The organism is Xanthomonas arboricola, assembly GCF_002940665.1.
GTDB classification, from domain to species: Bacteria; Pseudomonadota; Gammaproteobacteria; order Xanthomonadales; family Xanthomonadaceae; genus Xanthomonas; species Xanthomonas arboricola_B.
The window spans coordinates 642,103-658,461 of record NZ_MIGY01000002.1 but is presented as its reverse complement, the minus strand read 5'-3'; the positions used below and the strand labels follow the sequence as shown (position 1 = coordinate 658,461).

Annotated in this window: 17 protein-coding genes; 12 read left to right on the top strand and 5 right to left on the bottom strand. The window is 61.2% G+C overall.

The annotated features are described in order from the left end of the window. The first annotated feature begins 100 nt into the window (after positions 1-100). From XarjCFBP7645_RS09960 to XarjCFBP7645_RS09920, 9 genes are all read left to right on the top strand, one after another. On the top strand, positions 101-772 hold the full coding sequence (locus XarjCFBP7645_RS09960; RefSeq protein WP_104537891.1) for a 4-carboxy-4-hydroxy-2-oxoadipate aldolase/oxaloacetate decarboxylase: 672 nt from the start codon (positions 101-103) through the stop codon (positions 770-772). Then, on the top strand, positions 765-1,820 hold the full coding sequence (locus tag XarjCFBP7645_RS09955) for a 4-oxalomesaconate tautomerase (protein WP_104537361.1): 1,056 nt from the start codon (positions 765-767) through the stop codon (positions 1,818-1,820). The genes XarjCFBP7645_RS09960 and XarjCFBP7645_RS09955 overlap by 8 nt, the downstream gene beginning before the upstream one ends. Before the next feature lie 42 nt (positions 1,821-1,862). Continuing rightward, positions 1,863-3,173, top strand: a complete 1,311-nt coding sequence (dctA, locus tag XarjCFBP7645_RS09950) for a C4-dicarboxylate transporter DctA (protein WP_104537360.1) — start codon at positions 1,863-1,865, stop codon at positions 3,171-3,173. 75 nt (positions 3,174-3,248) lie between these two features. Further along, positions 3,249-4,562, top strand: coding sequence for a carbohydrate porin (locus XarjCFBP7645_RS09945; protein WP_104537359.1), 1,314 nt, complete (start codon positions 3,249-3,251; stop codon positions 4,560-4,562). A 34-nt stretch (positions 4,563-4,596) separates the two neighbouring features. Beyond that, entirely contained in the window at positions 4,597-5,622 is a 1,026-nt protein-coding gene (locus XarjCFBP7645_RS09940; RefSeq protein ID WP_104537358.1) for an amidohydrolase family protein, read from the top strand. Beyond that, positions 5,619-6,506: an amidohydrolase family protein gene (locus XarjCFBP7645_RS09935; RefSeq protein ID WP_104537357.1), complete on the top strand. Its 888-nt coding sequence runs from the start codon at positions 5,619-5,621 to the stop codon at positions 6,504-6,506. Before XarjCFBP7645_RS09940 ends, XarjCFBP7645_RS09935 begins: the two co-directional genes overlap by 4 nt. 1,094 nt (positions 6,507-7,600) lie before the next feature. Next, a complete protein-coding gene (locus tag XarjCFBP7645_RS09930) occupies positions 7,601-8,248 on the top strand; it encodes a hypothetical protein (RefSeq protein WP_104537356.1) in 648 nt (215 codons plus the stop codon). Beyond that, entirely contained in the window at positions 8,202-9,338 is a 1,137-nt protein-coding gene (locus XarjCFBP7645_RS09925; RefSeq protein WP_258079537.1) for an XRE family transcriptional regulator, read from the top strand. Before XarjCFBP7645_RS09930 ends, XarjCFBP7645_RS09925 begins: the two co-directional genes overlap by 47 nt. Beyond that, entirely contained in the window at positions 9,338-10,468 is a 1,131-nt protein-coding gene (locus tag XarjCFBP7645_RS09920; protein ID WP_104537355.1) for an HNH endonuclease signature motif containing protein, read from the top strand. The genes XarjCFBP7645_RS09925 and XarjCFBP7645_RS09920 overlap by 1 nt, the downstream gene beginning before the upstream one ends. A gap of 4 nt (positions 10,469-10,472) precedes the next feature. On the opposite strand, the gene XarjCFBP7645_RS09915 is transcribed toward XarjCFBP7645_RS09920, so the two are convergent. From XarjCFBP7645_RS09915 to XarjCFBP7645_RS09895, 5 genes are all read right to left on the bottom strand, one after another. Then, the gene (locus XarjCFBP7645_RS09915; RefSeq protein WP_104537354.1) at positions 10,473-10,991 is read right to left on the bottom strand and encodes a hypothetical protein; all 519 of its coding nucleotides are present in this window, start codon (positions 10,989-10,991) and stop codon (positions 10,473-10,475) included. A 67-nt stretch (positions 10,992-11,058) separates the two neighbouring features. Further along, on the bottom strand, positions 11,059-12,438 hold the full coding sequence (locus tag XarjCFBP7645_RS09910) for an SAVED domain-containing protein (RefSeq protein ID WP_219842093.1): 1,380 nt from the start codon (positions 12,436-12,438) through the stop codon (positions 11,059-11,061). A gap of 154 nt (positions 12,439-12,592) precedes the next feature. Then, complete coding sequence (locus tag XarjCFBP7645_RS09905; protein ID WP_104537352.1) at positions 12,593-13,528, bottom strand: AAA family ATPase; 936 nt, start codon at positions 13,526-13,528, stop codon at positions 12,593-12,595. Next, positions 13,528-14,043, bottom strand: coding sequence for a hypothetical protein (locus XarjCFBP7645_RS09900; RefSeq protein ID WP_104537351.1), 516 nt, complete (start codon positions 14,041-14,043; stop codon positions 13,528-13,530). Before XarjCFBP7645_RS09900 ends, XarjCFBP7645_RS09905 begins: the two co-directional genes overlap by 1 nt. An 8-nt stretch (positions 14,044-14,051) precedes the next feature. Further along, the gene (locus XarjCFBP7645_RS09895) at positions 14,052-15,017 is read right to left on the bottom strand and encodes a CBASS oligonucleotide cyclase (protein WP_104537350.1); all 966 of its coding nucleotides are present in this window, start codon (positions 15,015-15,017) and stop codon (positions 14,052-14,054) included. A 249-nt stretch (positions 15,018-15,266) separates the two neighbouring features. On the opposite strand from XarjCFBP7645_RS09895, the gene XarjCFBP7645_RS09890 reads away from it, so the two are divergent. The 3 genes from XarjCFBP7645_RS09890 (at position 15,267) to XarjCFBP7645_RS21690 (ending at position 16,343) form a co-directional block, all read left to right on the top strand. Continuing rightward, positions 15,267-15,473: a type II toxin-antitoxin system ParD family antitoxin gene (locus XarjCFBP7645_RS09890; protein WP_104537349.1), complete on the top strand. Its 207-nt coding sequence runs from the start codon at positions 15,267-15,269 to the stop codon at positions 15,471-15,473. A gap of 109 nt (positions 15,474-15,582) precedes the next feature. Further along, positions 15,583-16,206 (top strand): hypothetical protein, encoded by a 624-nt coding sequence (locus XarjCFBP7645_RS21375; RefSeq protein WP_146096313.1) that lies wholly within the window; start codon positions 15,583-15,585, stop codon positions 16,204-16,206. Beyond that, on the top strand, positions 16,203-16,343 hold the full coding sequence (locus XarjCFBP7645_RS21690; RefSeq protein ID WP_181126276.1) for a hypothetical protein: 141 nt from the start codon (positions 16,203-16,205) through the stop codon (positions 16,341-16,343). The genes XarjCFBP7645_RS21375 and XarjCFBP7645_RS21690 overlap by 4 nt, the downstream gene beginning before the upstream one ends. Positions 16,344-16,359 lie beyond the last annotated feature (16 nt).

Here is a 16,359-nt window from a genome sequence, read left to right as displayed (position 1 = left end):
GACAAACTATAACCAAATTGAATGGATAAGTCGCAAAACGAAATTGGATAGGACGGCTTGCCGGAACAAACTCGCCCATCGCTAACGGAGGATGGATGCAATGACGAGAGTCGTGACCCGGATCGAACGTGCCGCAGGGCCCGCCGTGGAGGGCCTGTCACAGGCCGGCGTGGCCACCGCGCACGAGGCCCAGGGGCGCAGCGGGCTGATGCATCCGCGGCTGCGGCCGATCTACAGCGGGGCGCGCATCGCCGGCACCGCGGTGACCGTATCGGTGCCGCCGGGCGACAACTGGATGATGCACGTGGCCATCGAGCAACTGCAGCCGGGCGACGTTCTGGTGGTGGCGCCGACCAGCGAATGCACCGATGGCTATTTCGGCGACTTGTTGGCTACATCGGCCCAGGCGCATGGTTGCCGCGGGCTGGTGATCGATGGCGGCGTGCGCGACGTGCGCGACTTGACGCAGATGCAGTTCCCCGTGTGGAGCCGCGCCATCCATGCACAGGGCACCATCAAAGAAACCTTGGGCTCGGTTAACGTGCCGGTGGTATGCGGGGGCACGCTGGTCCACCCGGGCGATGTCGTGATCGCCGACGACGATGGGGTCTGCGTGGTGCAGCGGGTCGAGGCCGAACGGGTGCTGGCAGAGTCGCAGGCACGCGAAGCGCGCGAGGCCGACAAGCGCGCGCGCCTGGCCGCTGGCGAGTTGGGCCTGGACATTTACAGGATGCGCGAGCGCCTGGCGGCCAAGGGGTTGGACTATGTCTGAGGGCGTGCGTGCGATGTGGATGCGCGGAGGGACGTCCAAGGGCGGTTACTTTCTCGCAGATGATCTGCCCGCCGACCGCGACGCGCGCGATGCTTTCCTGCTGCGCGCCTATGGCTCTCCGGACGCGCGCCAGATCGACGGGATGGGCGGGGCCGATCCGCTGACCTCCAAGGTGGCCATCGTCTCGCGCTCCCAGCGCGCCGATGCCGACGTGGACTACCTGTTCCTGCAGGTCATCGTCGATAAGGCACTGGTCAGCGATGCGCAGAACTGCGGCAACCTGCTGGCCGGCGTGGGCCCGTTCGCGATTGAGCGTGGCCTGCTGCCGGCCACCGGCGATGAAACTGTCGTGCGGATCTTCATGGTCAACACTGGCAAGCTGGCCACCGCGACGGTCGCCACGGCGGGTGGCCAGGTCACCTATGCAGGTCAGGCGCGCATCGATGGCGTGCCGGGGACGGCGGCGGCCGTGCCCCTGGCCTTCGCCGATATCGCAGGGTCAAGCTGCGGTGCGCTGTTGCCCACGGGCAACGTGGTCGATGAGATCGATGGCCTGCAGGTGACGCTGATCGACAACGGCATGCCCTGCGTGATCCTGCGGGCACAGGACCTTAACCTGCGTGGCGATGAGGGCCGCGGCACCCTGGATGCCGACACCGCCCTCAAGGCCCGTCTTGAGCACATCCGGCTGCAGGCCGGCCCATTGATGCGGCTTGGCGATGTCACCGACAAGTCGGTACCCAAGATGACGCTGGTCTCCGCGCCGCTGCAGGGCGGTGCGATCAACACGCGCTCCTTCATTCCGCATCGCTGCCACGCCTCCATCGGCGTACTCGCCGCAGTGAGCGTGGCCACCGCCTGCCTGCTGGAGGGGTCTGCCGCGGCAACGCTGGCGCAGGTGCCCGCTGGTGTGCACAAGACGCTTGCCGTCGAACACCCCAGCGGGGCAATGGACTGCGTGATCGAACTGGACCAGGACGGGACCGTAATCAGTGCCGGCCTGCTGCGCACGGCGCGCAAGCTTTTCGATGGCGTGCTGTACGGCTGATCCGTGCACGTCCGGATAATCACTTCTGGGAGGAAGTCTGCAATGACCGCAACAGGCAACACCGGCCGCTTCGGCGTGCTGGGGCAACTCTGGTTCCAGGTGCTGGCCGGCACGCTGATCGGCATCGTGCTGGGCTGGCTGGCGCCGGAGGCTGGCGCGGCGATGAAGCCGCTGGGCGATGCCTTCATCCAGCTGATCCGCATGATGATCGGGCCGATCATCTTCGTCACCGTCGTGCACGGCATCGCCGGCATGAACGACATGAAGAGCGTCGGCCGCGTCGCATTGAAGTCGATCATCTACTTCGAGGTGATCACCATCCTGGCGCTGGTGATCGGGCTGATCGGCGTGGACCTGTGGCAGCCCGGCGTGGGCATGAACATCGACCCGGCCAGTATCGACACCGGTTCGATCCAGGGCTACGTGCATACCGCACACGACCAAACGGTCACGGCGTACCTGATGAACATCATTCCGACCACGCTGGTCAGCGCGCTGACCGAGCCACACGTGCTACAGGTGTTGTTTGTGGCGGTGTTGTTCGGTGTGGCGCTGGCGGCCATCGGTGAGCGTGGCAAGCCGGTGATGACGGTGATCGAAGGCACCTCGCTGGCGCTTTTCAAGATCGTCGGCTACATCATGTACTTCGCACCGATTGGGGCCTTCGGCGCCATCGCCTTCACGGTCGGAAAGTTCGGCGCTGGCTCACTGGCTTCGCTGGGTGAGTTGATCCTGGAGTTTTTCGTGGTCTGCGCGGTGTTCACCGTGGTGGTGCTGGGCAGCGTGGCTTGGTGGTGTGGGGTGAGCTTGTGGCGCCTGCTGTATTACATCCGCGACGAGATCATTGTGGTCGCCGCCACCACTTCTACTGAGACTGTGCTGCCGCGCTTGATCCAGAAGATGAAGGGTGCTGGCTGCGAGGAAAGCGTCGTTGGCTTCGTCATTCCCGCCGGCTACTCGTTCAACCTCGATGGCACCTGCTTGTACCTGACCACTGTGGCGGTGTTTCTGGCCCAGGCTACCAATACGCCGCTGACCTTCTGGCATGAGCTGGGCCTGATCGGCGTGCTGCTGTTGACTTCCAAGGGCGCTGCGGGCGTGGCAGGCGCCGCTTTCGTGGTGCTGGCAGCTACGCTGTCCACGACCGGCACGATTCCCGTGGCCAGCATCGCGTTGATCCTCGGGATCCACCGCATCCTTGCAGAAGGCCTGACCTTCGTGAACCTGGTCGGCAATGCACTGGCCACCGTGGTCATCGCCAAGTGGGAAGGCAAGCTCGATCGGACCATGCTTGCCCAGACTATCGGCAATCGGGCCACGCGCCAGCGTCATCTGGCCGCGAACGACGCCTGACCTAACTCACGCGGCGCCACGCCACACGTCCATCACACGATCACCTGGCCGCGGCGCGGCCGGCTCGGAGGGATCATGTCCACTTTCCATCACCATCTTTGCGTTATCGCGCTCGGCGCGGCCCTCGCAGCACCCGCACTGGCGCAGTCGCCGACCGGCAGTACCACGCCATCCACACAACGCACACTGCCCGATGGCGTGCAACTGTCACTGGACTTCGTCGGCAACGTGGCAGGCAACCCGGTGGGTGGCATCGCGCATGGCGCCGAAGCGTCCTACTGGGTCATGACGCAGGGACGCTTCGATCTGGACAAGCTCTGGGGCTGGAAGGGTACCGAGCTGGATACCCAGGCCGCATACTTCAACGGCGACAACCTCGCGCGGGAAAAGATCGGCAACTCGATCAGCCCACAGCAGACCTGGCGCCCGGTGGGTGGGGCGCGCCTGACCCGGCTGACCTTGAGCAAGAAATTCGACAACGGCCTGACCCTGACGGCCGGCCGCGCGCCGGTGAACAGCTACTTCAACAATTCGCCGCTCAACTGCGTGTTCATGAGCAACGTAATGTGCCTGACCACCTACGGGCCCATCGCGGATATCGGCATCACCGCGTTCCCGAATTCCTCATGGGCCGGCCTGGTGCGATGGGACGTGGATGACCGCTGGTACATGCAGGCCGGCGCCTTCGATTACAACAACACACTCAACTTGGCTGACAAGCATGGCCTGGATTTCTCGTGGAACGAGGGGACCGGTACCGTGGTGTCGGGCGAGGTGGGCTATGAAACCAGCCTGGCCAAGGACCGCTATGCGCGCCGCTACAAGCTGGGCTTCTACCGCAATGACGACGGTGGCCGCAGCCCCTACTTCGATGCCGATGGCAACTCCGCGGCGCTGACCGGCAAGCCTACTGTCGCGCTGGACGGCGCGCGCATGGGTTGGTACGTGATGGGCGACCAGACAGTGCAGCGCGGGCAGGGCACGCGCAACCTGACGGTGTTCGGGCGCTACTTCGTCAACACTGGCAATGTTGCATCGATCAAATGGCACGCAGCGACGGGGTTCGTGAAGACCGGCACGTTCGAAGGCCGCGATCGCGATACGTTTTCCGCTTTCATCTCCAACACGCATTTCGACGACGAGCAGATCGCCTATTTGCGCGACCGCCGGGCCAAGGCCGGCGGCACCGGGGCGCCGTCGGCCGACGAAATCGTCGGCGAGATCAACTATGGCTGGCAGGTTCGCCCGGGTCTTCGCGTCCTGCCGAATATCCAGTATGTGATCAACCCCGACCCCATCTATGCACCCACCCGCATCACCGACATTCCTGACGCATTGATCGTTGGGCTGCGCGTGGACGTGCAGGTCGCCCATCTGATGGGCTGGTAGCACCGTTCTTTCGTTTCTGTCTCGAGGTTCCCCCATGATCATTGACTGCCACGGCCACTACACCACCGCGCCCGCCGGCCACGACGCTTTCCGCAAGGCGCAAGTGGCGCACTTCAAGAATCCTTCGCTGCCTGCGGCGAAGTACCCGGACATCTCCGACGACGAGCTGCGTGAGAGCGTCGAGCAGAACCAGTTGCGGCTGCTGCGCGAACGCGGCGCGGATATGACGATCTTCTCGCCGCGCGCCAGCACGATGGCGCATCACGTCGGCGACGAAGCGGTGAGCCAGGCATGGACGCGCCACTGCAACGACCTGGTCGCACGGGTGGTCGGTCTGTATCCGGAGACCTTCATCGGTGTGTGCCAGCTGCCGCAGTCGCCGGGCGTGCCGATCGACCATTCGATCGCCGAGTTGGAGCGCAGCGTCAACGAACTCGGCTTCGTCGGCTGCAACCTCAACCCCGATCCATCCGGCGGCCACTGGACCGGCGTGCCGCTGACCGATAAGGCTTGGTATCCGTTCTTCGAGAAGATGGTCGAACTGGACGTGCCGGCGATGGTGCATGTCTCGGGCAGCTGCAATCACAACTTCCACGCTACCGGCGCGCACTACCTCAATGCCGACACCACCGCGTTCATGCAGTTCCTGCAGGGCGATCTGTTCAAGAATTTCCCGCAGTTGCGATTCATCATCCCGCACGGGGGCGGCGCGGTGCCGTATCACTGGGGCAGATTCCGCGGGTTGGCCGACATGCTGGGCAAGCCGCCGCTGGCCGAGCACGTGATGAAGAACGTGTTCTTCGATACATGCGTCTACCATCAGCCGGGCATCGACCTGCTGTTCGAGGTGATCGACGTGGACAACATCTTGTTCGGATCGGAGATGGTCGGCGCGGTGCGCGGGATCGACCCGCAGACCGGGCAGTATTTTGACGACACCAAGCGCTACATCGACGCGCTGTCCATTTCCGATGCGGACAAGCAGAAGGTGTTCTCCGGCAATGCGCGCCGCGTCTATCCGCGCCTGGATGCGCAGCTGAAGGCAAGGGGCCTAGGATGAGCATTTTCCATAAAGATGCGAACTGGATCGACTTCCATCCGAATCCGAGCAAGCCACTCTTCGTGCCGCCGTCTGGCGCGGTGGATGCGCATTGCCACGTATTCGGTCCGGGCGATGTGTTTCCGTACGCGCCAGAGCGCAAGTACACGCCCTGCGATGCCGGCAAGGAAAAGCTGTTCGCGCTGCGCGATTTCCTCGGCTTCGAGCGCAACGTGATCGTGCAGGCGACCTGCCATGGCGCTGACAATCGTGCGCTGGTCGACGCGCTGCGGGCAAGTGCGGGCTGCGCGCGTGGCATCGCCACGGTGCGCGATACGGTGAGCGATGCCGAGCTGCGCGAACTGCACGATGCCGGCGTGCGTGGCGTGCGTTTCAACTTCGTTCGCCGCCTGGTGGATCCCCAACCGGATGCCTACTACCAGGCGATCATCGAGCGCATCGCGCCACTGGGCTGGCACGTGGTGATCTATTTCGAGGCCGCGGACCTGGCCGAACGTTGGGACTTTTTCACATCGCTGCCGACCACCTTGATAGTCGACCATATGGGCCGACCGGATGTCACTAAGCCGGTCGAAGGCGAGGATTTCCAGCGATTCGTGCGCCTCATGGAGCATGATAACGTCTGGAGCAAGGTCAGCTGCCCCGAGCGGCTCTCGAAGATCGGGCCTGATGGCTATGACGACGTAGTGCCTTACGGCAAGCATCTGGTCGAGCGCTTTCCCGACCGCGTGCTGTGGGGCACCGATTGGCCGCATCCCAACATGACCACGCACGCGCCAGACGACGGCAAGTTGGTGGATTTCATCCCCAAGATCGCTCTGACCGCCGAACTGCAGCGCAAGCTGCTGGTCGACAACCCGATGCGGCTCTATTGGGCCGACTGATCACGACTGCGCATGCTTCGGCCGGTGTAGGGGAATGTTGCTTCTGACCGGAAGCGGACAGTTGCAGGGTAGGGATCAGGAGGATTTATCGAGGGTAGGGAAGGGCCGCTTCCAACCTTTTGCGGACCTTGAGAGTCGCAGAAGGTCCGACTCCTGAGTCGGACTAGCTAGCCTGGGGGAACACTCTTGAGGCCAGACCATTCCTCACTAGTTGGACCGACTCGGGAGACGCCGGATATCGACGCCGCGGGGCGGATCAGCTGTGGGAGTTCGATCAGTACCTGGACACCGGCACTGGCCGAACTGCACCCCAAACTGATGCGAATCGCCGACAAATGTGCCTTCCAGCGCCGGTGTGGATGCAAACTGCATCGGCATGAGGCCGGCCAAGAGCAGGCACGACCTGATCTGCTCTAGCTCATTGATGACATGCTGCTGAGATCGCTCAAGGATCGAACATGCTCACGGAAAGCTTCGTAGCTTCTGAACTGAATGTGCAGACTTTGATCTGAAATTTGCGAGCCAAAGGGCTGGATGCCGTTTTTCTCTAGTGTGGTGACCAGATCGTCCAGAACTGCGTTAAGCGCAGAACACTCGAAGCAGCCTGGCAGCAACATGTTTGACGGAGTCAGTCCAGGCATCCTCTGCGGAGAGCACCCACGCCTTATTTAGGGTCGCGTCCCGCGGGAGAGGAAAAGTCCTTACAAATCAATGAGGGGCGCGATCCGAGCAAAAAGGACACGGAATCCAATGGAGTCGTGCCCGCATCGCCCGGTACGCAATTTCGCAATCTTGGTACTAGTTACCAAGTGTTGCGCGCCAATAGTCAGCGCAAGTAAGGCCGGCGACAAAATTTGGCCTTGGAACGTGTTGCTTGGCTGTCGCCCCCGAGTCTGTTGTCATCGCTAGCCGGCATCGGCGCAACAGCTTCCGCTTGCTCTAGCCGCAGTTACCCGCCGGCCTGTTGCGCACTTTTGCTACCGCCCGACCCCAATCTCTTCGGCTGCCGATGGGCATCCGGCGAACCAAGGGTTGACAAGCGGGCGGATCGGAACAATTATTCGCTTTACAAATCATAAATTGGGAACGGGCAAGTGGACAAACTGGCAAGTCCCTCAGACATCTCCGACGAGTTGGCCCCTGGTCGCCTGAGCATTATTGCGCAGGTGATGCTGGATGTCCTGCACAAGGCGCTGCTCGATACGAATACCGAACACGATTGCGCATATACGCGCGGCACGCTCCCATGGGGTCGTATCCGGAATGCGCTCAAGCAGTTGATCGCTACGCGGCGATATCCTTGGTTGAGCTTGAAGCACGGAGGCAACGATCTCTTGATCGGCATCGGCCCCCATCCTGTTCGTTTTTTTCTGGATGACCACCTCAATCCTCGCAAGCTCCGAGTGCTGAACCCCACCGAGAGTGAGGCAATCCAGCTTGAACTCTTGCCCGAGTCCGGCGGCAAGTCGGTCGATCTGTGGCGATTCATTGTCGAGCGTGCGCTAACCGAGGACGACGAGCACCAGGTCTTCTTTGTCGGTTACAACCGAATGACTGAGGTGGTCGCGCAGTGGCAATACAGCGAATCGGTCCGCTCGCTCTATGCGGTGGACGATCACATCCCGGCAGCGGCCGAACTCGCGCCACTCGACCTGACTCCCATTTACGACGAAGCAGCAACATCCGGGGACTCCCATGAAACCAACGCAAACGCCGACGCAGTTGGTGACCGAGAGCTTTAACGGCGGACAGCTTCGACTTGCGCGTCATTTTTGGGGGAAGACGCTCAACGACGTCGCGGTCGATATTGAAAAAACCCGCCAATACGTTTCACAGCTTGAAACCGGAAAGGCAAAGCCTCGATCAGACGATCCGATAGTTCAATCATTGGCGGATTCTCTGCAGGTCAAGCCGGCATTCTTCTACAAGTCTGCCGGCATCTTGTTGTCCGAGGACCAGGCGCATTTTCGTAAGCTGGCAACGACTAAGACCAGTACCCGGCAGCGGGTATTGGCGATGGGGACTATTTTTGACCAGGTGGTTGAGTTCATCGACACGAAGGTGAAGCTACCTGACGTCGACTTCCCTGATGAGTCGGGTGCGCAATCGGCGGAGGAAATAGAGCTCGCCGCTGAGCGCGTCCGTCGGCATTGGAGCCTCGGCACGGGCCCGATTTCGCACATGGTGCGTGTAGTGGAACGTGCAGGGGCGGTTGTGGCATTTTTCAAAGATGCGTCGACCGAGATCGATGCGTTGTCGATTACGTCGCGCCGGCCGGTCATCGTGCGTAACGATGCCAAAGCCAGCCCGTTCCGTATGCGCTTTGATATCGCCCACGAGCTGGGCCACTTGGTCTTGCACGAAGGGCATGTAACAGGCGATCGGAAAACAGAGTCAGAGGCGAACCGTTTCGCCTCAGCGTTTCTGCTGCCCCGATCGACGTTTATGAAGGTCTTTCCTAGGCGAGGCAGTCGCATTGACTGGGCGGGCATTCGTGCCCTGAAGTTGGAGTTTCAGGTCAGCAAGGCGGCGATTCTGTATCGGGCAAAGTCGCTCGACTTGCTGGATGAGGACGAATACCGCAGCGCTGTCATTACGCTGAAGAATCGCGGAGAGGCAATCCAGGAAGCGGAAGATGCTTTTTGCCAGAAGGAAGAGGCGGAAATCGTCACGAAGGCTCTGGAGGTTCTGCGTGTTCATCACAAACTTGGCCGTGACGCGGTCGCCAATCATTTGGACGTGAAAACGGAGCTGCTTTCAGAAATATTGCCTGCTTGCCTGGCTGTTGTTGAAGAGCCACGAGCCAAGCCTGTGCTTCAACTTGTGAAGTAATGACCGGGCGCCAATCCACGCCGCCGATCAGCGAGTTCCTCCGGAAACTCGGCTTTCCGCTGCGCAACGTGCGCAACTCCTGGGGCGCGATGACGTCCGAGGGGGTCCTGCTAGTGGCGTGGGCGGACGAGGAGCGGTTCGGTTGGGTTAGGGTGCTGCGGTTGCGTGATAGCCCGCCCCGAGTCGACTCGGTGGGCCGCCGCGAGCGAATCGACCACCTAAGGCTGCTGTGGTCCGGCGGCTTGGCCGGCTACGCGGTGATCGCCCAAGCCGTCGACCCAGCGGCGCACACCCGCGCTATCCACCACTACGACGCAGCGACTGTGCGTAGCATCGTCTGCCTAGCAGAGGTGGAAGGCGACGTATGGGCCCAACTCGGCGAAGCGGTGCCAGTGGAGCGTTTGCACCGGCACGCTGGTCGGCATCGGTTGAAAACGGGGCAGGGGGACTTTCCGCTTGCGCCGCTAGTCCCTACTGCGCCCGTACCCGTGAAGGCACCCGCGCGTTACCTCGCCGCAATCCCGCGGATGCGCGAACGCCTGATCGCCCTGGCGCAGCAGGGCGTCACTTGCACCTACGCGCAGGCGCGGGCGCCGGACGGCTTGCGCACTTTCGAGCTGCGCCACGCGATGGACCGACTTGGCAACCAGTGCCGCGACGCGGGTGAGCCGATCCTAACCTCGCTGATTGTCAATGACACGGGCCGAACCTCGCCCGGTTTTGAGAAAGAATTCGGCGTCGACGACATCGCCGAACGCGCGGCCTGCTATGCATATTGGGGCGAGATGCCCGCGGCACAGGTCCCCGAGGCAACCGCCCTGCGTGAGCGAGCCCGGCAGTTTGCCCAAGTGGCCATCCGTCCCGAGCAACGCGCATTTCGCAACCGCGTCTTCGTGGCCTGCGGCGGGCGGTGCGTCGTGACCGGCTGCGCGGCCATGCCAGCGCTCGAAGCCGCCCACCGCCGCGGCCGGCGCTGGCAAGATGGTCACAACGGCGCCCACGACGGTTGGCTGCTTCGTCGCGACGTGCACGCACTTTACGACAAGGGCCTGATTACCCTCTCCGACGACGGTGCCCGAGTCGAGGTGGACCCCTCAGTGGCGAACGACTATCAGGATTTAGCGCGCTAGCGATCTACGTTCGCTGATCTGCTTTCGCATTTCTGACGAGAAATGCATGGCCACTTGATAGAGTTTCCAGCACCTCAAAGCCATGACTAGCAAGCACCACCCTCATTCCCTGCGATGCAGGCAGTAGTCGAGCGGCCATCCGGATGCCCTGCAGGTCCAGTTGGGCGCAATAGAAGCCGACTAGGGAAGTCATGGCGCCACGGCGACGATGCCTAGCTGCGACTCCCGCCAACCATAGTTCGTTGAACCTGACCTCCTCGATCTGGAGGACCGTTGTTATCCCGAAGCCCGCGGTTTCCCCGTAGATGTCAACCATTGTGATGTGCGCGGGAACCTCTCGTTTCTGCGGCTCAAAGCGCCTCTGCTCTACCACCATCTTTTGGATGTTCAGCATCAAACCCGCGCTTGCGCCTGGACTGAGCAGCTGCGCATCGAAATGCCCGTTTGGCACCTCGCTCATGATCAGGTCATGGATGAAGTGACAATCCGATGCGCCTGCTGCGGGTCGAAAGACGATGCCCATTTTTCAAGGGATGACGAATAGGTTCGTGGGAAGACGCCACCAGCGCATGCAGACCGTGCCAGCGCCGTCATTGCGCTGCGATCGGAAGCGTGAGCGACAGGGAGTAAGAGCCATCCTTGCCTCGATCAAAGTCGAACTCGTACAGGCACGTGCGACCCATCGTGACCTGCTGTTGGCCAACGAAGAACGCGAAGGCGTTTGGCCCGGCGACAAACAAATGCATCATCGTGTCCACCGCAGAAACTCGGTACTGCTTCACAAGCGCAGCCAATGACGCGGCCAGATCGGATGCGTGACGCCCGCAGCTGATAGTTGTGCGGCCGGGCCCGCCGACGGGACGCAGTAGCAGGACGCGGCCGACTTGCGGAAGTTCGCGGTCAATGTGGGCGCGAACATCTGCAGTAATGTCATGAGTCATCGAAGCGGCAACTGCCAGTTCTGGACGGTCATCGGCGATTTCAATCACGCTGCATTCGAGCGCCGGCCACGTCGAGTCACGAGGGAAATCGTCCTCTGCCCAAACTTGTCGAACTGGAGATCGCTGCTCGAGTTCGACGACGCGCCCCAGCTTATGATTGAGGACGGAGCCAGCAGCAAAAGCCAACGTGACGTGCGTATCCAGAGCCAGGCGCGGGCGTTCGCTGTGCTTGGCCGCTTCAAGTAAGAACGACTTCAGCGACGGATAAAGTTTGTCCGCCCAATCCGTCTCGGTGCGAAGGTAGCGTTCGTCGAAATCGGGAACAAAATCCAAAACTCTTACGCACCGGTCCTCGAGGCGATCGAGCGCATGTTCAAACGACTTCACGCCAAAAACGACAGGACGCGCACGCGCATCGACCAGCAGTCCTTCGCGCTCGCACGCTTGACGGAATGACACGCGATCAAATTCCAAGCGCCCCTGCGCCATCCACTGGTACACCAGATCGTCGTATTCGAACGCGCTCCGATTTAGTGGCACTCGCCGTAGACCCACAAAGCCGAAAAGAATATCCAGCTGTTCGCGGATGTCATCCAGCGAGTCAGTCGCTTCGCCGAAAGCCAACGTGTCGACTAGCACCTTCAGCGCATCCTGGTCGATACCCAGATGTTCTCGCCAGCTCTTTCTAATGGCACCGACCTTGCTGTTGTCGGTTTGTGTCCCATACAACCGATCCACACGTAGGGCGCCCGACCGATTGCCAATGATTTCGCGAAGAGGGTCAGCCCTATCCAAGCGCCAGTTGGTCAGCAGCTTGAACCGTGCACCCGCGCCGGCAGGCGCATAGTCCAACTGGGCCCGGTGCGCTCGCTGCAGCAAGGATCGTGCGTTAGCGTTGACGAAGTCAGGATCGACGAGATTCAGGTAGCCGTAGCTATCCGGGCTCACGTGCCACTTGCACTGAAGATGCTCGCGGAGCAGCGGTCGGCCGTACTGGTCGGAAGGCCCGTGGGAGGGGTCGTATTGCACCCAAATATCGTCGTAGCTCTTTGGGCCGCTTTCGAATCCAACTCGAAGGACTGGGGAGCGGTCATCGAGCAGCCTCGCAGCGCGCAACCAAAATTGGCGTGCTTGGAAGGCGTCTCCATCCCGTCGAGCGGTGTTCGCCTGAGTCATTGAACGATCAGCCTTCGTCGCGGAATGCGGGAGTCGGGGTCATTTCCTGCGCAATCAAGATTGCGCGAGCTCCGTCGACGGCGCGATCGGGGTAGGCATCCAACACGATCGTCGGAATCAACCGCTGCGTCAGGTCAGAGAACGTAAAACCCACGTCGTGGCCGTCCTGACGCCCGGTAGTGGCAACCAACCCTTCCAGGTGTTTCTTGGAGAGGCCGAGCGATTCGAGACGATGTTCGAGAACATGGCGCCGCTGGGCGTCGTTGGGTCTCGCAAAGGTGAGCACGTCGGCCGCCCGGCGTCGAACTGCCGGGTCGAGGGCGCTCAATCGATTCGTGCACATGATGACGGCAGCGGGCAACTTGGCATTCGCGAGCCGATCGATGCCTCGAATGAAGGCATTAACCCCCGCACGATCTTCGTGGTGCATCTGCGCGGATTCGCGCGATTGCGCGAGGGCGTCCGCCTCATCGACGAGCAGGATTACTGCCCCTCGTGACTTGCCGTGGCTCGACTTCAGTTTTTGGGCTTCAGCCACCGCATGGTCGAATGCGGACGACAGCAACTGTGTCATTTCACCAACGCGGCCTTGACCGCGCGTCGACAGGCTCAAGGGAAGCAGCGTGATGTCGATCTTCTCTTGGCGGGCTACCGCGTCGCCGATCGTCTCGGCCAACTCGGTCTTTCCCGACCCGACGTCTCCGGCGAGAACAACCAGAGGCGGGCGTCGCAGTACGGTGTCGAGAAGCGCGCCAGCTTCAGGGTGATGCGCCTTGGCCCATGCCTCGAGACCGGATGGATTGACCAGCAGGCCCAGGATCTTTGCCAGTCGCGACTTCTGCTCGTCCAGCCCGACCAGGCGAGCGAGCCGGGCCTGGATGTCCAAGTCCGGGTAGGTGATGCGGTGGTCGAACAGTCCGTCGAGCATTGGCTTACTGTCCATCAGTAACTCCTCACGCTGGCGCGATTCATGGCCCGACCACCTGCGGAGTAGGTGCGGTCGTCAACGAGGTAACCATTGATCCCAGGCTCCGGTGCGCCGACCCGTTGGAAAGGAAGGGTTTTCTTGAATGCCTCGGACTCTGCTGACGTCAGCTTGTCCCACGTAGAGCTATAGGTGAGGTAGTTATAGAAGGAGGCACCATCCACGTTAGCGCCGGGCGGAACCTTGCCTGGGTCGTCGTCGTTAGCGGATGTGCCTGCGAGCTCCTTGGCCGTGTAACGCAGCGTGGGCACGATCCAGTTGTCGTCGCGCTTGAAGCCGTAGGTCACGGTACCCAGGTAGCCAGCCTTGAGCAGCTCAATAATTTCGGTCTCGTAGTCAGCGATGGACGAGTCGCTGGGGGATCCGTAGAGCCGCTGCATGCGCTTCAGGTCGGTGGCCACCTTCGCCGCCATGTGGCGGGCATGCGTGATCGTGAAAGTCTTCGTTTCGGAGACCGTGTAGCTATAGGACATGGCTCACCTCAGCCTTGAAATGCGGAGCCGAAGACCTTCTGCCAGTAACGGACGGTCTCCTGCTTGGTGGGGGCCGCCAGAGCGGCGTCAATTGCATCGCCGGCATCCAGCGCGGCATCGACGATCGCGTCGGCATTCGCCACGGTGTACAGCCGAGCCACGTTGTTATCCGCATTAACCGGGTCAATGATTCGAACCGGGTCTTTGAACGAACCGATGCTCGAAACAGCGTAGTAATCGCCAAAGGCGATCTGCTCTCGGAAATTGGTGCGGGCGATGTAGGTGAAGAAGTGCTGCAGCGCCTCCGGGTAATCGGAGAAGTCCCGCCCTTCGTCGCACAGCTTGGCCAAGATCATTTCGATCATGAACGACTTGAAGCGAAAGCCATCGTTCTCGGCCTTCATGCGCCTCGCCCAATACTTGACGAGGCGAACCACCTGCGCGAAGTGTTTTTCCTGGCACTGCTTGCGCTTCTTGGCAAAATCCAAGTGCAGGGGAATGCTCGTGCGCAAGAACGAGCCATCGTCCTGGCTAACCAGGTTGCCGTACCACTGGGGATCCCCCGAGTACAGGATCGGCACGACGTCGACGTCCAGGCCCGTGCCCAGGAATGACACGGTCACGGAATACGTCTGCGGTTTGACTTGCTCCGGCTTGAAATTGGGGAACGCCTTGCGGAGTCGCTCGGCCAGATAGTTCAGGAGCGCGGCGACGTCGCTCGGAGCGTCGGCGCCGCTGATGTAACACGCGACGTCGATGTCATTGAGGGAACGCAAAGCCGTGCCCTTGGCCAAGCTGCCCGACAGCATCATTTTCTTCAGGGTGAAGTCGGGGTGTTCGTCGACGTAACCCTCCAGTTTTTCCCGCAGCCGGCGCGCCTGTGCGCGCAGCTCGTTCGCCTTGTCCTTGGGCAAATTGACCTTATCTTCGGCAAAACTCGCGATTTCCTTGTGCCCCACGTGCTGCTGTCCCATCCATCACTCCAGTGCCGGGTCAGTCGGACTGACCAGCTTGCTCATCGAGTGGCACCCCATGTGCCCCCGACGGTTAGCCTGGCACCCCGGCTGTCGCATGGTCTGCGACAGCCACCCCACTAGATCTGGTGCTTGGCCAATACCCGTTCCACAACTTCTTGGGGATGGCGCCTTGCCATTTCAAGGGGATTCTGCTCGGTCCGTTCGGAGTAGGATTAAATCCTACTGAACCTGTGGAGGCCGCCGGCCGTGCGATCGACCCAACAATTCAGCATCACATTGCCGAACGAAATGGCGGATCAAGTGAGATCCAAAGTCGCCAGTGGCGAATACGCCAGCGAAAGCGAGGTCATCCGTGAAGGCCTGCGCACGCTGCTGGCCCGAGACCGGGCCATGGAAGCCTGGCTGCGCGAGCAGGTCATACCGGTTGCCCAAGCAACCCCGACCGCACCTTGACCGCAGGGCAGGTGCGCGAGCGCCTCGCGACAAAGCGCCGGCGAACGACCACAGGCATGATGTGAACTACGACGCCATAGCAGTCTACTGCGCAATCAAGGCCCGGTAAGTGAACACTACTAATCGAATCGGAGTGCTTGCATTTGGCTCTCTAATTGACGATCCGGGCGAGGAGCTTGGCCCGCTGATCGTAGATCGAATTGCCGGCGTCATGACCCCGTTTGCCGTTGAATTCGCCCGGGTCAGCAAGACGCGCGGGGACTCCGCTACGCTCGTTCCTGTTGATCAAGGGGGCTCTCCCGTAGCGGCGGTTATCTTAGAACTGGCCCCATCAGCAGATTCAAGACTGGCGATGGACATGATTTGGAGGCGCGAAACCCGAGCAGCGGACAAATCAAGACGATACAGCCGTCCCCTCGCACCCGGTCCGAATACTGTGCTCGTCGAAGAACTACGTAATTTTGCGGGATTCGATGCCGTCTATTACACGCGAATTGGCGCAACCTGTGAGTCCGAAACACCTGCCCAACTTGCAGAGCGCGCAGTTAAAAGCGTGCGAATGGATCGAAAAGCTGAAGACGGAATTACGTACCTTCTCAACGCGAAACAATTTGGCATCAGGACACCGAAGATGGCTGCCTACGAAGCAGAAATTCTTAGTTCAACGAATACAGCATCACTTGCTGACGCGGTCGTTTCCGCGGCGCGTCTTGGTCAATGCTCCGACGAATGACCGACGCAGAAGATTCAATGACGCTCAAGCGCATCAAGGCCGCCATGAAAGGCCTGCTGCCGATTGAGGACCTGTCGGTAGACGAGAAGACTATCCTCGACGACATGGAACAACATCCACTAGGCTTGGACGGTTAACGTCCGTACCCGAAAG

Bases quoted from the DNA above. Each gene is read 5' to 3' on its own strand.
- XarjCFBP7645_RS09960 (WP_104537891.1), top strand. From the start codon at position 101: ATGACGAGAGTCGTGACCCGGATCGAACGTGCCGCAGGGCCCGCCGTG.
- XarjCFBP7645_RS09955 (WP_104537361.1), top strand. From the start codon at position 765: ATGTCTGAGGGCGTGCGTGCGATGTGGATGCGCGGAGGGACGTCCAAG.
- dctA (WP_104537360.1), top strand. From the start codon at position 1,863: ATGACCGCAACAGGCAACACCGGCCGCTTCGGCGTGCTGGGGCAACTC.
- XarjCFBP7645_RS09945 (WP_104537359.1), top strand. From the start codon at position 3,249: ATGTCCACTTTCCATCACCATCTTTGCGTTATCGCGCTCGGCGCGGCC.
- XarjCFBP7645_RS09940 (WP_104537358.1), top strand. From the start codon at position 4,597: ATGATCATTGACTGCCACGGCCACTACACCACCGCGCCCGCCGGCCAC.
- XarjCFBP7645_RS09935 (WP_104537357.1), top strand. From the start codon at position 5,619: ATGAGCATTTTCCATAAAGATGCGAACTGGATCGACTTCCATCCGAAT.
- XarjCFBP7645_RS09925 (WP_258079537.1), top strand. From the start codon at position 8,202: ATGAAACCAACGCAAACGCCGACGCAGTTGGTGACCGAGAGCTTTAAC.
- XarjCFBP7645_RS09920 (WP_104537355.1), top strand. From the start codon at position 9,338: ATGACCGGGCGCCAATCCACGCCGCCGATCAGCGAGTTCCTCCGGAAA.
- XarjCFBP7645_RS09915 (WP_104537354.1), bottom strand. From the start codon at position 10,991: ATGGGCATCGTCTTTCGACCCGCAGCAGGCGCATCGGATTGTCACTTC.
- XarjCFBP7645_RS09905 (WP_104537352.1), bottom strand. From the start codon at position 13,528: ATGGACAGTAAGCCAATGCTCGACGGACTGTTCGACCACCGCATCACC.
- XarjCFBP7645_RS09900 (WP_104537351.1), bottom strand. From the start codon at position 14,043: ATGTCCTATAGCTACACGGTCTCCGAAACGAAGACTTTCACGATCACG.
- XarjCFBP7645_RS09895 (WP_104537350.1), bottom strand. From the start codon at position 15,017: ATGGGACAGCAGCACGTGGGGCACAAGGAAATCGCGAGTTTTGCCGAA.
- XarjCFBP7645_RS21690 (WP_181126276.1), top strand. From the start codon at position 16,203: ATGACCGACGCAGAAGATTCAATGACGCTCAAGCGCATCAAGGCCGCC.